Raw genomic sequence first — 14,741 nt, forward strand, 5'->3', positions numbered from 1 at the left:
TTAGAAATTAATACTTCCATATTATACTGAAATATTAAAATATAGTCAACATTTCACCAGTTTCTGGCAATATAAGCTATCTTTTCAAACAAAAAAGTCACATAAACTGTGACTTTTTTGATAATTATTTAATTGCTTTGTGATATTCTTGTAATGATTTGACTTCATGGCTACCATGAATCTTCATTTCCATAATACCTTCTAATGATGCTTTTGCAGCAGCAATATTTGTCATATATGGAATTCTCATCTTGATAGCTGTTTTACGGATATAACTATCATCATGAGCACTTTGTTTACCATGAGGTGTATTGACGATCATTGCTAAATCTCCATTGATTAAAGCATCTGAGATATTTGGTTGTCCTTCATGAATTTTCTTAATCTTAGTTACTGGAATTCCTGCTTCATTAATTAATTTATAAGTATTTCCAGTAGCTACAATTTCAAATCCAGCATCATAATATCCTCTTGCTAAATCAACGATTTGAGGTTTATCTAAATCATTAACACTGAATAAAACTTTTCCTTCAGTTGGTAAGATTGTTTTAGCACCTTCTTCAGCCTTGTACATTGCTGCACCATAAGAACTTGCAAGTCCTAAAACTTCACCTGTAGATCTCATTTCAGGTCCTAAGATAGGATCGACTTCAGGGAACATATTGAATGGGAAGACTGCTTGTTTAACCCCAATATGAGGAATTTTCTTTTCTGTTAATGTAGGAACTGGAGAATCTCTACCAGTTAATTCTCTTGTTACGATATCAGTTGCAATCTTAACCATGTTGATGTTACATACTTTTGATACCAAAGGTACTGTTCTTGAAGCTCTTGGATTAGCTTCTAAGACATAAACTTTATCATCGGCAATTGCATATTGCATGTTCATTAAACCACGAACATTCATTTCTTTTGCAATTTTCTTTGTATATTCTTTAATTGTTGCTAAGTGTCTCATTGGGATATGACGAGATGGTAAGATACATGCTGAATCTCCTGAGTGGATACCAGCTAATTCGATATGTTCCATAACTGCTGGAACAAAGACATTTTCACCATCACTAATAGCATCTGCTTCACATTCCATTGCATTATTTAAGAATCTATCAATTAAGATTGGTCTATCAGGTGTAACTCCAACAGCAGCTTTCATGTATTGTTCTAATGATTCATCATCATAAACAACTTCCATTCCTCTACCACCTAATACGTAAGAAGGTCTTACCATTAGTGGATAACCAATACGTTTAGCAATTTCTAATGCTTCTTCTACATTGACTGCCATTCCTGATTCTGGCATAGGAATATTTAATTTTTCCATCATAGCATTGAATAAATCTCTATCTTCTGCCATATCAATTGTTTCAGGAGTTGTTCCTAAGATATTGACACCATTTTCTTTTAATTGAGAAGCTAAGTTTAATGGTGTTTGTCCACCAAATTGAGCAATAACCCCAACTGGTTTTTCTTTATCATGAATACTTAATACATCTTCTAATGTTAATGGTTCAAAGTATAATTTATCAGATGTATCGTAGTCTGTTGAAACTGTTTCTGGATTACAGTTAACAATAATTGTTTCAAATCCTAATTTCTTTAATGCTAAGGCAGCATGTACACAGCAATAGTCAAATTCAATTCCTTGACCAATTCTGTTTGGACCTCCACCTAAGATCATAATCTTTTGTTTATCATGATGGATATCACTATGATCTTCGGCATTATATGTTGAATAGTAATATGAACTATTTTCTGTACCACTGACATGCACTGGTTCCCAAGCTTGATTAATACCATTAGCTAATCTTTCATCTCTAATTGTTTTTTCTTCTACATTTAAGATTTGACTTAAATATTTATCAGAGAATCCATCTTTCTTTGCTTGTCTTAAAACATCTACAGGTAAATCTTTTCCTTGGTATGTTTTAATCATTTCTTCTTCTTCAACTAATTCTTTCATTTGTTCAATGAAATAATGTTTGATTTGAGTTAATTCAAATAATTCTTCAACTGTTGCTCCTTTTCTTAAAGCTTCATACATAATAAATTGTCTTTGGCTTGTAGGAACAGTTAACATCTTTAATAATTCTTCTTTTGATAATTCATTGAAGTTTTTAGCATATCCTAATCCGTATTGACCAATTTCAAGAGAACGGATAGCTTTTTGGAAAGCTTCTTTATAAGTCTTACCAATACTCATAACTTCTCCAACAGCTTTCATTTGTGTACCAAGTTTATCTTCAGCACCTTTGAATTTTTCAAATGCCCATCTTGCAAACTTAATCACAACATAATCACCATCAGGTTCATATTTATCTAATGTTCCATATTTTCCACATGGGATTTCATCTAATGTTAATCCAGCAGCTAACATAGCTGATACTAAAGCAATTGGGAATCCTGTTGCTTTAGAGGCTAAAGCTGAAGAACGAGATGTTCTTGGATTGATTTCAATAACACAAATTCTATCTGTGACTGGGTCATGGGCGAATTGTACGTTTGTTCCACCAATAACACCAATTGATTCAACAATTCTAAATGCTTGATCTTTTAAACGATCTTGACATTCTTGAGAAATTGTTAACATTGGAGCACTACAGAAAGAATCTCCAGTATGTACACCTAATGGGTCAATATTTTCAATGAAGCAAACAGTAATCATGTTGTTTTTAGCATCTCTAACTACTTCGACTTCTAATTCTTCCCATCCTAAGATTGATTCTTCAATCAAACATTGATGAACTAAACTTGCTTGTAAACCACGAGAAACAACTGTTTTCAATTCTTCAACATTGTAAACAAGTCCTCCTCCGGCACCACCCATTGTATAAGCAGGTCTAACAACAACAGGATAACCAAGTCTTTCAGCAATTGCTAAAGCTTCATCTACCGTATTAGCAATTTCACTTTTTGCCATTTCAATTCCTAGTTCATTCATAGCCTTCTTGAACTCTAAACGGTCCTCACCACGTTCAATCGCATCAACTTGAACTCCTAAGACTTGCACATTATATTTTTCTAAAATGCCAGCTTCATTTAATTCAGAACATAAGTTTAATGCTGATTGCCCACCTAAGTTAGGAAGTAATGCATCTGGTCTTTCTTTTTCAATAATTTGAGTTAATCTTTCTAAATTTAATGGTTCAATATAAGTGACATCGGCAGTTTCTGGGTCTGTCATGATTGTTGCTGGATTGGAATTCACTAACACAATCTTATAACCTAAACTTCTTAAAGCTTTACATGCTTGTGTCCCTGAATAATCAAACTCACAAGCTTGTCCAATGATGATTGGACCTGATCCAATCACTAATACAGTATTAATGTCATCTCTTTTTGGCATAATTCGTCCTCCTTAAATTGATTAATGACTTTCATAAAAAAACATATCAAATAAAATGATATGTTTATGAAACAAATATAAAAAATGGGAAAAAAGGACTTTTTTTAACAACACTGAATTGATTAAAGCTACTTTTAAAAAGAGTGTTTTTTGTCATTTTTCCTCATTCCTTCCTTATTCCTATATAGTATAGTAGAAATATCTATAATATTCAAGAAAAAAATACATGAAATGCAAAATTTATTCAATCACTATATTCGCTTTTTTATCCTCCCATACGTATCACATAAATGAACATCAATATAATAAACATAGCGACAGCTAATAAACAAAGTTTATAACTTGATTTTATAGCTTTTGGATATATCCATAAGATTCCCATTGATGTTAAAGCATTACTTATAGAGATAACTATGTCCATAGAAAGTTGACTAGACATGAGAAGATTAAAAATAACAATACTTCCTAAACCTATAGCTATAATAATACTTGCATATTTATTTTTTAAACTGTATATAGCTAAACCAGTTAGAACAATTGATGATTGTCTAATGAATTCATTGAAAATAAGAAGTGAATTATGATGGATTGGAAGAATATAAACATTTAAAATCATAAAGATAATAACAAAGATGATGCCTTGATAGATTTGATATTTTTTGGGAAGAACAAATCTCATAAATTCAATGAAACATAATGTCAAAAGATGGACGCATGTAATCAATATAATATCTGTTGTATAACCTTGTAGTAAGATAGTGATGATAACAACTAATATTAATAAGTGAATCATTATATCTTTCTTTTCAACTTGATGATGTTCTTGTAAGCAATTTAACCAAAACAACATAATCAATTGTGCAATTCCAACTCCAATAAAATGTAAAGTACTATTTAGTTGATACTCAATAAAGGTTATTCCAATAATCACTAAACAAATCATTATCAATAAATAATGATAATTTATTGATATGCCTTTCTTCTTCAACCATAATCCAGCATTAAATAATATCATACTTATAAGATAACTATCTCTTACTAAATATAAATCATTCATTGTAGAAAAAGCTGTGTTATTAATAAATAGATTTAAGACAAGTAATAAAATACAAGTCAATATCATTGTTTGTATATCTTTTATGTTGACTTCATATTTTTGTACAATAATAAAGTACACAATCATTAAGAATAATCCAAATTGGATATTAAATATTGTATTTGTAAACATTGATAACATTGATATAATGAGGGGACTTGATGAAGTACTTATTGTTATGAGTAAGCTTGCAATAACAAAGATACTCAAAAATTTCTTCATAGTCTGACTCATACTTCTAAACAAATCTCCACATATAATTTATGATCAGTATAACGCATTTCAATAGCCCCCTTATACTTATAAACAATTTCATGGATAATCTTTAAACCATAACCATGATTATCCTCATGTGATGTAAAATCAGGTTCTTCATAACAATCATTACTTACATTAATCAAAAGATTTCCTTGATTATAAATCATTTGTAATTCTACACTTCCTTGAACTTTCATAGCTGCTGTTGCGCCATTATCTAATAAATTAAATAAGAGCGAACATAAATCAGTACATGGCATATTTAAATCCTGCACTTGTAAATCCCATTGAAATTTAACTTCGGGATATGTTTGTTTTTTAATATTTAAGCAAGCATCAATATATGGGTTCCCACTAAGTGTTTCTTGGTTTTCTAAAAGTAATGGCATATTTGATGATAATTGATCTAAATATTCATGAATTTGTTGAGTATTATCTAAGTTCTTTAATATGAATAGATGATTTTTTAAATCATGTCTTAGTTTTCTTATTTGTTCATGACTTTGCATATAACGCATAACATAATCTTCAACATTTTGGTTATACATATTCATGACTTTTAATTCTGCTTTTTCTTTCGCCAAACAAAAACTTCGACTCATTATCATCAGTAAATAAATCCATAAACTCATTAATAATAGATAAATAAAGATAATATATCTACTTTGTAATGAACTTCCTTTAAAACTATAAAAGATATAAACAATGGATATCATTAAAAAATTAATTAAATCATAAATAAGTTCATGTTCTTGAACCAATTTATAATCTGCCATCATATGATATTGATTCAAAATCTTGATTTCTACAACAATAATTACATTAGCAAGTAAACTAACAAATAAAACTGGTTGTAAATGAACTGTTCTTAAAACTTGAGTTATTATACTAAAAACTATAAGATACTGACATAGATAAAAAGTTGTATAAAACATAATCCATTTTTCCAGCTTACCATAAAGCCAACTCATCATTAACCAATCTAGTAGAATGGTTAATACATAAATGAGGACACTTTGTTCAAATATTAAGATTGTTTGACTGATAAGAAAATAAAGAATTGAATAAACACATAGTAATATAATAATTTGTAGAACTGATCGTTTTTGATGAAGGAAAGGATAAACACTAAATGTTAAACCTAAAACATAAAATAACCCACTGATATAAAATATGAGGTATGTCATTTTCTTTTCCTCCTCAAGAAGATATCTTTAACTTCTTTTTGCCTTCTTGAACTTATAATTAATTTTTGATGAATATCTTTTAAGATTACTTGATTATTAACAATTCCAATCACATGATCCATATTAATAAAAGTATCTCTATCAATAAAATAAAATCCATCACCTAACATTTCAACAAACTCTTTAAACGTTTTTCCTTTATAAATATACGATTTTTGATTAACTACAAAACTAATTCTACGATCTGATAAATATTGTCCATAAACAATATCTTTCAAATAAAATTGAAAACAACCTAAATCAGTCTTTAATTCAATAGTTCTTTCTTGTTTTAATTCCTTAATCACTTCAATAACCTTTTGACACAATTCTTCTTTTAAATGATCTTTTTCTACAAAACCATAAACATTATATCCAAATGCTTCTTTCATTCTTTGACCTTGACTTGTTACAAAAATAATCTTCATATCACGATGTTCTTTAGAATAAGTAATCCCATCACAGTCAGGCATATCTATATCCAATAATAATAAATCAATAGGAACTCTTGCTTTTTGCATATCTTGAATACTTGTAAAGCTGTATGTTTCAATATCTTTATCATGAATATATTGGAGTTGTTTTTGTATGATATTTAAAATCATTGGTTCATCATCCACAATAACAATGTTCATATCATTGTCCTCCTTATATATTCATTTTAACACATTCACAATCCATTGGTCTCATCCCTTTCCTAAATTCATTATATTCTTTTTATTCTTTTATGTTTGTGATTCTCTTTAAACGTCATGTTTTTCTCTTTATATGATTAAAAAAAGATTCAAATAACTTTAAATAGTCTATTTGAATCTTATTATTATTTATGAAACAATTCTTTGTCGGTATTGTTGACGTTCAACTGGTGGAATATCCAATAATTCCATGGCATCTTCAATAGTACAACCATTCTTCGTAGTTAACTTCTTTATAAATTCAATCGTTTTATTCATCTCTCCCTCGACGTAGCCTTCCATTTTTCCTTCATCTCTTATCTTCTGCCAGATTTCACACATCTCTCTCTTTCCTCCTTCACTCTCTTTGTAATACCCTACCCGTTTCTTTAATACTTCATAATTCATACTCTCAACTTCTTTGCACATAAAGTCATGCATCAGTTTCCCTAGCTCAGTATCATCCTGTATCGATGCATTCACATAGATGATTTCTGTTTCATCATCAAAGCTCTCTCCATTTTCAACAATCCTTCTTCTCACATGATAGATAGGTAGATCATATCCCAATACATCTTCTTCCGTTATGAATATGACAATTGTCTTTGGAATCTCTCTCCATTTCTCATTTGGAAAGCTTAGAAATGAATCAATCAGACTCTGATGATACCTTGCCCGCTTGGGATGGGCACCTGCTTCATCTCTCTGTACTTCGATATTGATGTAATTTCCTTTATTGTCTTTAACCAATACATCAATTGTCAGTGACCTGCCAAGGAGATTCTTAAGGTCATACTGGGAATCATTCTCAATGATTTCCACATGCTCATCAAGGATGATATCCAAGAGGAGCTGAATACAATCCTGATTCTTGAAGATGATTCTCATAAAGTCATCATCAATCAGCCTAAGCGAGGCAATGAGATCATCATAGGACAAACTTTTTTCTAGAACACTTGTGGTCATAGAACACCTTCTTTCTAGGGAAGGATCTCTTATACAAAGATTATACAACAATATTTGCTTATAGTAAATAGATATAAAAAACATAAAAAGAGTGCTAAAGATCATATGTACAAAAAAACCTTCCCTACTACTTATATACGCAAAAAAATTCAATTTTTCTTTTTATTTAAAAAAAAGATTCAAATCTGTTAAAAAGATTTGAACCTTTATCAAATAATTAATTAATTCTTGTGATTGTATAACCTTGTTCATTAAATGTATCAATGATTTTTTGAATATGACTTTCCCCATTTGTTTCACAAGTAACACGTAATTCTACTTCAGAGAAACGAGCAAAGTTTTTAAATTGGTTATGATCAACCCCAATAACATTCGCATTACATTGAGCTAACACTTTAGCAACATATTCTAGTTGACCAGGTTTATCTGGTAATTGTACAGAGAATGTAAAGATTCTACCTCTAGCAATCAACCCTTTATTAATCATTGATGAGATAGTCATTACATCAATATTTCCACCACTAATTAAAGAAACAACTTTTTTATTTTTTTCATTTAATTTTTTCAATGCTGCTAGTGATAAAATACCAGAATTTTCTGCTACAAGTTTATGCTTTTCAACCAATAACAAAAATGCATCCATCAATTCATAATCAGAGACAGTAATAATTCCATCAACAAATTCTTTAATATAATCAAACGTTACTTCCCCAATTTGTTTAACTGCTGTTCCATCAGCAATTGTTATTGCTTCTTTTAAAGCAACAACTTGATCTTCATTAATTGCTGCTAAAGCACTAGCTGCACCTTCTGGTTCTACCCCAATAATCTTAATTGTTGGTTTGATTAATTTTGCGGCACAAGCAATCCCAGAAATTAATCCACCACCACCAATTGGTACTAAAATAATATCAGTATCAGGTAATTCTTCTAAAATCTCTAATGCAATTGTTCCTTGCCCCTCAATAACATCTTCATCATTAAAAGGATGTACGAAAGTATAACCATGTTTCTTTTGTAAATCACAAGCTGCTTGATAAGCTTCATCATAAACCTCTCCAGCTAAAACAACATCTGCACCATGAGATTGTGTCGCTTCAACCTTAATCAAAGGTGTATGTTTTGGCATAACAATAGTTGCCTTAACGCCTAATTTATGTGCTGCATAGGCAACACCTTGAGCATGATTTCCAGCCGATGAGGCAATTAAACCTTTTGCCTTAGATTCATCATCCATCTTGACAATCTTATTGTAGGCTCCCCTAATTTTAAATGCCCCTGTTCTTTGTAAGTTTTCTGGTTTAATATATACTTCATTCTTACATTCTTTTGAAAAAGCTTCACTATATATTAAGGGAGTTGGAATAATGACTTCATCGACTCTCTTTTTTGCTTCTTGAAACTGTTCTAATTTTAACATATTCTTATCCTCCACTTATTTTCCCCAATTATAGCACAGCTTAAAATTTATTTGAACTGATTTTTTTCAAAATCATAAATATAGTCTATCGATTTTAGTTTTTCTACAATTTCTTCCTTAGAAATATCTAAATCGTCACATAAATCATCTAAAGAAGCATATTGATCTCTTAATTTCATATTCACATAACTCAACAACATCGCTGGATCTTGTGGTAACATTAATATTCAACCCCTTCAAATTCTTGTGATAAAATATAGGCAATTCCATCTTCATCATTAGATTTTGTAATAACATTCGCTCTTTCTTTAACCCCTTCAACAGCATTTTCCATCGCAACCCCAAGACCAGCATATTCAATCATACTTAAATCATTGAAGCCATCACCAAATGCCATAACTTCTTCTTGTTTAATTCCTAATGATTGAGCAAGTCTATCTAAAGACGCTGCTTTATCAATTCCTTGAGCCATAACTTCAATAAAGAAAGGAGCACTTCGATAAATACTTAAAGTATCCCCAAATGGTTGCTTAAATTCTTCCTCAATACTTGCTACATAATCTGGCTTTCCAGTTAATAAGACTTTATGAATAGGATCTTTTAAACAAGCTTTAAAAGATTCAACTTTTTGTTTTTCAATATCATTGATTTTAGCTTCAACACAAACATATTCATCACCAATATCTTCGGTTAAAATTGTATCTTGACTATATGTCATACATGCAAGATTAAATTCTTTAGCACGATCATAAGCCTTTTTAGCTTCTTCAACAGTTAATGTTTGTTCATAAATTGTATCTTTTGTTTTAACATCAACAACTCTTGCACCATTAAAAGATAAAATATATCCCTCATATTTTTCTAATTCCAATTCATTAGCTTCATGACGTAATCCTGGTGTAGGTCTCCCACTAGCTAAAACAATTTTTACTCCTAATTCTTGAACTTTAATTAAAGCATTCTTTGTTTTTTCAGTAATTTCATTATTGGAATTTTTTAATGTTCCATCTAAATCTAACGCTATTAATTTATACTTCATAATCTTCCTCCATTTTTTATCATATTAAATGATTTTTTATTTTTTGTCTACTTGAATAGATAAAGAAATTAAATATTGATCTTGATCTAATGAAGTAAAATAACTATGAATTTCATATTCATAAGCATCCCCAATAATCTGATAACCTTCTTTTTCAATATAATCAAATAATATATGAAAAGATTCATCAATCGTATCATAAAACCCTTCATGTAAAATAGTTGCATACATTCCTTGAGGCTTCAACCAGTAACGAGGATCATCAAAAGCTTGATTTAATCTCACATAATATCTATTTTCCTGATAATTCTTTTGTAATAATTGTGATTGATAAATAATTGTTCCTAAAGGTAATTCCTCAGTTAAATGGTGACTATGACAATATTCAAGATGTTCACTTACATAATCCATCATTTCTCGATCAGTTAATTCTTTATTAGGTACAGCAATTGTTAAAAGATGTTCAGCTTCACATTCTTCAATAAATGGTACCATATGTTGCATTTCCATTCCATATTCTGTCATTTGAATAGCTTGTTGAATACGATATTGCATATTATCAATTCGTTTCTTTTCATTTTCTAATTCCTGTGATTTTTCTCGTAAAATATTAACAAAGTTTTGATTATTTCTTTGTATCATAAATGCTTTTATTTCTTTTAAAGACATATTTGCTTCTTGTAAGACTTTAATTAAATCAAATTCAAAATATTGAATAGATAAATAATAACGATAGCCATTGTCTTTAATCATTTTGGGTTTTAATAAGCCTATTTCATCATAATGAAATAAGGTTTCTTTAGTTGTATGACAAAGTTTAGCAAATTCACCAGTTGTATAATAGGTTTGATAGTATTGTGACATAAAATTTCTCCTTGACTATAGGGTTAGACTATAGTTTATTATAGCATAGGGAGGTGGCTTATGAAAAGACAATTCATATTTTTAAAGTATGTGAGTTTTAATATGTTAAGTATGATTGGTTTATCTTGTTATATCCTTGCAGATACTTTATTTATTGCCAATGGGGTTGGAAGTATGGGTTTGGCTGCTTTAAATCTTATTATTCCTTTATATAATGTTATTACAGGGATTGGTTTGTTAATTGGAGTGGGAAGTGCCACGCATTTTTCTATCTTAAAAGTACAAAACAAAGCGAAAGAAGCTTCTTTATATTTTAGTATCGCTATGAAGCTAGCTTTGATGATTTCTATACCTATTGCTGTTATGGGATTCTTGTTTGCTGAAAACATCATGCATTTTATGGGTGCTAATCAAGAAATTATTCCGATTGCTTCAGCATATTTAAAGGCTTATATTATTTTTACCCCATTTTTTATCTTACAGCAGATTGTTGTGGCATTTATTAGAAATGACAACAATCCAAGATTGGCTAGTATAGCAATGTTACTTGGAACATTATTCAATATTGTCTTTGATTATATATTAGTTTTTCCATGTCAATTAGGAATGGTAGGTGCTGCCTTAGCAACTGGTTTTTCTCCTATTATAACTTTATTGATTTGTGGTTTACATATTTTATGGAAACAAAATTATTTTCATTATCTTCCTTGTCAAATTAATAAGAATAAGGTTTATCAGATAATAAGTGTTGGAATTCCTTCTTTTATTACTGAGTTATCTGGTGGGATTATTGTTTTTGTATTTAATATGGTTATTTTATCTATTGGTGGTAATATTGCGGTGGCAAGTTATGGTATTATTAGTAATTTAGCTTTGGTTGTTACTTCTTTATATACGGGGATTGCTCAAGGGGTACAGCCATTACTTAGTCAAAGTCATGGCCAAAAGAATACTTCGTTGATGTCAGCTTATTTACGTTATTCTTTAATGACTTCTTTCATTGTTTCTATGCTTGTTTATAGTTGCATTATGCTTTTCCCTCAACGGATTATTTCTATCTTTAACAGTGAGAATAATTTTATGATGATGAACATTGCGATACAAGGCTTACCTTTATATTTCTTTGGGTTCTTTTTTGCAGGTATTAATATGATTTTTGTTTCTTATTTTGCTTCTGTTCAAAAGTTTAAGCCTTCATTTTTTATTTCTTTATTAAGAGGTGGTTTGATAGTTATTCCTTTAGTTATGATCTTATCAATATTATTCTCATTAACTGGTGTTTGGTTATCATTTCCTATCAGTGAATGTCTTATTACCCTTATCTGTTTATTTTTATATCGAAAAAAAGAACGAGCATGATGTTCGTTCTTTTCTATTCTATAAATCATTAGCAATTCTACAGCCATTACGACCATGATTTTTTACATCATATAAAGCATTATCAGCTTTTCGATAAATATCATCATAGCTCATTCCTTGTTTAGAAAATGCAACTCCAATACTAATTGTTGTAAGGATATCATCATATTGTTCTAGCTTATTAATAATACTTTGATAATAATCAAAGATAACTTCTTCACTCTGTGGTTCTTTAATCGCAATAATAAATTCATCGCCACCCACACGACCAACAATATCATCTAAGTAAACAACACTTGATAACACTTGAGCTAATCGTTGTAAAGCCAAGTCCCCAGAATAATGTCCATATTGATCATTAATATTCTTAAAGTTATCTACATCAATAATCATTAATGCAATTGCATTATCAGGAGCATCTTTTAATAATTTCTCAACTTGTTCACGACTAGCAGAAGAATTATACAGATTTGTTAATCCATCCTTTTGCGCTAATTCTTTCCACAATAATTGTTCTTCTTTTTCACTTTGAATATCCGTAGCTTTTCCAATAACACGATTGACATGACCATTATCATCTAAAATAGGCTGAAGTATAATTTTAAGCCAATGTCTTGATCCATCAACAAATGAAACATATTCTTCTACAACAATTCCTTTATGAGTCTGAATACATCTTTCAACTTGTTCATATCCAATCGCTTTCTTTTCAATATATTGTTCATATGTTGATTCAGGATAAATCAACTTAGCTCCCCCACCACTTAATGTTAAACAATCACTTTTCACGTTGTATTCAATAAAACAATCTTTTGATAAATCACTGATTTGTTGGAAACGCTCATATTCTCTTAGAATTTTCTTACTGTTTTTCTTATTCATATAATATCTAAAAAAGACACTCAAACCTAAAATAATAGTAATCGTTAATAAAAATTGCTCAGGATTATTTTTAACATAATCACTAAATGATGTATTATCTTTAACATATGTTGCATTTCTAAAAATAATATCCTGCATTTTATAAGATGATGCATCAATACCTTTATTAATAATACTTAATAGTGTTGTTCCTGTACTTTTATGAATAGAGAAACAAATATTTTGTTTGTGATTCTTTTCTTGTGGAAGAATACTTATATCATTTGACTGAAAATAACTGTTATAAAATTCAGCAATATAACTATTTATATAAGCATAATCTGCATCTTGATTCATGACAGCTTTAAATGCTTCTAATGTTGATTCATAATATTCTATCTCACCTTGAAATTCACCATTATATTGCAAACCTTTGATTGAAGCTTGTTTTTTTCCTTTTAAATCACTACTTGATACTTTATCATTAATAACCAAAGACATGTTCGCTTCTAAAAAAGATTTTGATAAAGAGTAGTCTTGACTCCAATCTGAATAAGGATAAGTTACTCCAGCTTGTATTAAATAAGTCTTTTTAGCTAAAAGTTCCTGATACTCATCATACGTTTCAGCATAATCATAATGAAACTTTAATCCACTTAACTTACCTATATTATCCAATAGTTCAATTGTAATCCCATTCAATTTTCCATTATTATCTTTAGATTGATAAGGTGCTCTCCCACCTAATACAGCAACATCAATCACTGGATTATCTTTCACAAACTTTTCTTCTAGTTCTGTTAAATTAAATTCAACATTCTTCATAGAAAAATATTCTTCATGCAATTCACTCATAAAATTAGGTTGTTCCTTATTTAAATCCATCATTGCACTATTTAATTTAGAAATAAGACTCGTTTTCCCTTTCGTTGTTACAAAATAGAAAGAACGTGGAAAAAACTTAGCAATAATACGATAGTTCCCACTTAAAATAGATAAATCAGTTCCTACCATTGCATCAATCTTACCAGCTTGCAAACCTTTAATCATATCTTCAATATTTGAATAAAACACTTGCTTAAACTTTATTCCATTTGTTTCACCAAATTCTGTTAAATTCTTGTTTTCTACCTTCTTTGTAGAAACAACTCCAGCTGTTAATTCTTTTGCTGAATAAATACTTGTTTCATTTAATTCAGCTTTATCAGAGGTTACATATAAAACCATATTACTTGTTCCATAATTAGTAGCTGTATAATCATAAGTATCTGTCATAGATTCACTATAAACCATACCACCCATGATATCAACTTTCCCTTTAGCTACATCATCCATAGCCTCAACAATATTATCATTAACATCTTCTTTATCATAAACAACAAATTCAAATTCAAAATTTGTAAAACGTTCTAATTCTTTTAAATAATCATACGTATATCCTGTAAATTCCCCATCTTGTGTTAATTCAGTCAACCCCGGCTGAATTGGAAAAGCAACTTTTATTTTCTCTTTTGCTTGTATGGGTATGGTATTCAACAGCAAAACGAAGCAGCAAATCAATGTTGTTATAACTTTCCTCATTCTATCTCTCCTCTATTTTATTAAAAAAGTGAACATATGAATTTATATGTCCAC

General features: G+C 29.6%; 11 protein-coding genes. 1 reads left to right on the forward strand and 10 read right to left on the reverse strand.

What is annotated here, in order from left to right; genetic code table 11:
- Window positions 1-124: 124 nt before the first annotated feature.
- The 9 genes from carB to EDD60_RS06000 form a co-directional block, all read right to left on the reverse strand.
- Entirely contained in the window at window positions 125-3,343 is a 3,219-nt protein-coding gene (gene carB / locus EDD60_RS05960) for a carbamoyl-phosphate synthase large subunit (RefSeq protein ID WP_066448111.1), read from the reverse strand.
- A gap of 265 nt (window positions 3,344-3,608) precedes the next feature.
- The gene (locus tag EDD60_RS05965) at window positions 3,609-4,661 is read right to left on the reverse strand and encodes a hypothetical protein (RefSeq protein ID WP_132226320.1); all 1,053 of its coding nucleotides are present in this window, start codon (window positions 4,659-4,661) and stop codon (window positions 3,609-3,611) included.
- An 8-nt stretch (window positions 4,662-4,669) separates the two neighbouring features.
- Window positions 4,670-5,884, reverse strand: coding sequence for a sensor histidine kinase (locus tag EDD60_RS05970; protein WP_066448107.1), 1,215 nt, complete (start codon window positions 5,882-5,884; stop codon window positions 4,670-4,672).
- Window positions 5,881-6,558: a LytR/AlgR family response regulator transcription factor gene (locus tag EDD60_RS05975; RefSeq protein WP_066448106.1), complete on the reverse strand. Its 678-nt coding sequence runs from the start codon at window positions 6,556-6,558 to the stop codon at window positions 5,881-5,883. The genes EDD60_RS05970 and EDD60_RS05975 overlap by 4 nt, the downstream gene beginning before the upstream one ends.
- A gap of 189 nt (window positions 6,559-6,747) precedes the next feature.
- Complete coding sequence (locus EDD60_RS05980) at window positions 6,748-7,563, reverse strand: PD-(D/E)XK nuclease family transposase (RefSeq protein WP_132226321.1); 816 nt, start codon at window positions 7,561-7,563, stop codon at window positions 6,748-6,750.
- A gap of 217 nt (window positions 7,564-7,780) precedes the next feature.
- Window positions 7,781-8,983, reverse strand: coding sequence for a threonine ammonia-lyase (gene ilvA, locus EDD60_RS05985; RefSeq protein ID WP_066446641.1), 1,203 nt, complete (start codon window positions 8,981-8,983; stop codon window positions 7,781-7,783).
- Between the two features lie 47 nt (window positions 8,984-9,030).
- A complete protein-coding gene (locus EDD60_RS05990; RefSeq protein ID WP_066446640.1) occupies window positions 9,031-9,204 on the reverse strand; it encodes a DUF4250 domain-containing protein in 174 nt (57 codons plus the stop codon).
- Entirely contained in the window at window positions 9,204-10,022 is an 819-nt protein-coding gene (locus tag EDD60_RS05995; protein WP_066446633.1) for a Cof-type HAD-IIB family hydrolase, read from the reverse strand. The genes EDD60_RS05990 and EDD60_RS05995 overlap by 1 nt, the downstream gene beginning before the upstream one ends.
- A gap of 36 nt (window positions 10,023-10,058) precedes the next feature.
- Window positions 10,059-10,886, reverse strand: a complete 828-nt coding sequence (locus EDD60_RS06000; RefSeq protein ID WP_066446632.1) for a MerR family transcriptional regulator — start codon at window positions 10,884-10,886, stop codon at window positions 10,059-10,061.
- A 60-nt stretch (window positions 10,887-10,946) separates the two neighbouring features.
- Here EDD60_RS06000 and EDD60_RS06005 point away from each other — a divergent pair, with 60 nt between their 5' ends.
- A complete protein-coding gene (locus EDD60_RS06005; protein ID WP_066446630.1) occupies window positions 10,947-12,245 on the forward strand; it encodes an MATE family efflux transporter in 1,299 nt (432 codons plus the stop codon).
- A gap of 18 nt (window positions 12,246-12,263) precedes the next feature.
- Here the strand turns inward: EDD60_RS06005 and EDD60_RS06010 are convergent, their stop codons facing one another.
- Window positions 12,264-14,687 (reverse strand): transporter substrate-binding domain-containing diguanylate cyclase, encoded by a 2,424-nt coding sequence (locus tag EDD60_RS06010; protein ID WP_066446628.1) that lies wholly within the window; start codon window positions 14,685-14,687, stop codon window positions 12,264-12,266.
- Window positions 14,688-14,741 lie beyond the last annotated feature (54 nt).

Origin of the sequence: Longibaculum muris, from assembly GCF_004343035.1 — a bacterium.
Taxonomy (GTDB): domain Bacteria; phylum Bacillota_I; class Bacilli_A; order Erysipelotrichales; family Coprobacillaceae; genus Longibaculum; species Longibaculum muris.

Coding starts and splice junctions, on each gene's coding strand:
- carB (WP_066448111.1), bottom strand. CDS start 3,343: ATGCCAAAAAGAGATGACATTAATACTGTATTAGTGATTGGATCAGGT.
- EDD60_RS05965 (WP_132226320.1), bottom strand. CDS start 4,661: ATGAAGAAATTTTTGAGTATCTTTGTTATTGCAAGCTTACTCATAACA.
- EDD60_RS05970 (WP_066448107.1), bottom strand. CDS start 5,884: ATGACATACCTCATATTTTATATCAGTGGGTTATTTTATGTTTTAGGT.
- EDD60_RS05975 (WP_066448106.1), bottom strand. CDS start 6,558: ATGAACATTGTTATTGTGGATGATGAACCAATGATTTTAAATATCATA.
- EDD60_RS05980 (WP_132226321.1), bottom strand. CDS start 7,563: ATGACCACAAGTGTTCTAGAAAAAAGTTTGTCCTATGATGATCTCATT.
- ilvA (WP_066446641.1), bottom strand. CDS start 8,983: ATGTTAAAATTAGAACAGTTTCAAGAAGCAAAAAAGAGAGTCGATGAA.
- EDD60_RS05990 (WP_066446640.1), bottom strand. CDS start 9,204: ATGTTACCACAAGATCCAGCGATGTTGTTGAGTTATGTGAATATGAAA.
- EDD60_RS05995 (WP_066446633.1), bottom strand. CDS start 10,022: ATGAAGTATAAATTAATAGCGTTAGATTTAGATGGAACATTAAAAAAT.
- EDD60_RS06000 (WP_066446632.1), bottom strand. CDS start 10,886: ATGTCACAATACTATCAAACCTATTATACAACTGGTGAATTTGCTAAA.
- EDD60_RS06005 (WP_066446630.1), top strand. CDS start 10,947: ATGAAAAGACAATTCATATTTTTAAAGTATGTGAGTTTTAATATGTTA.
- EDD60_RS06010 (WP_066446628.1), bottom strand. CDS start 14,687: ATGAGGAAAGTTATAACAACATTGATTTGCTGCTTCGTTTTGCTGTTG.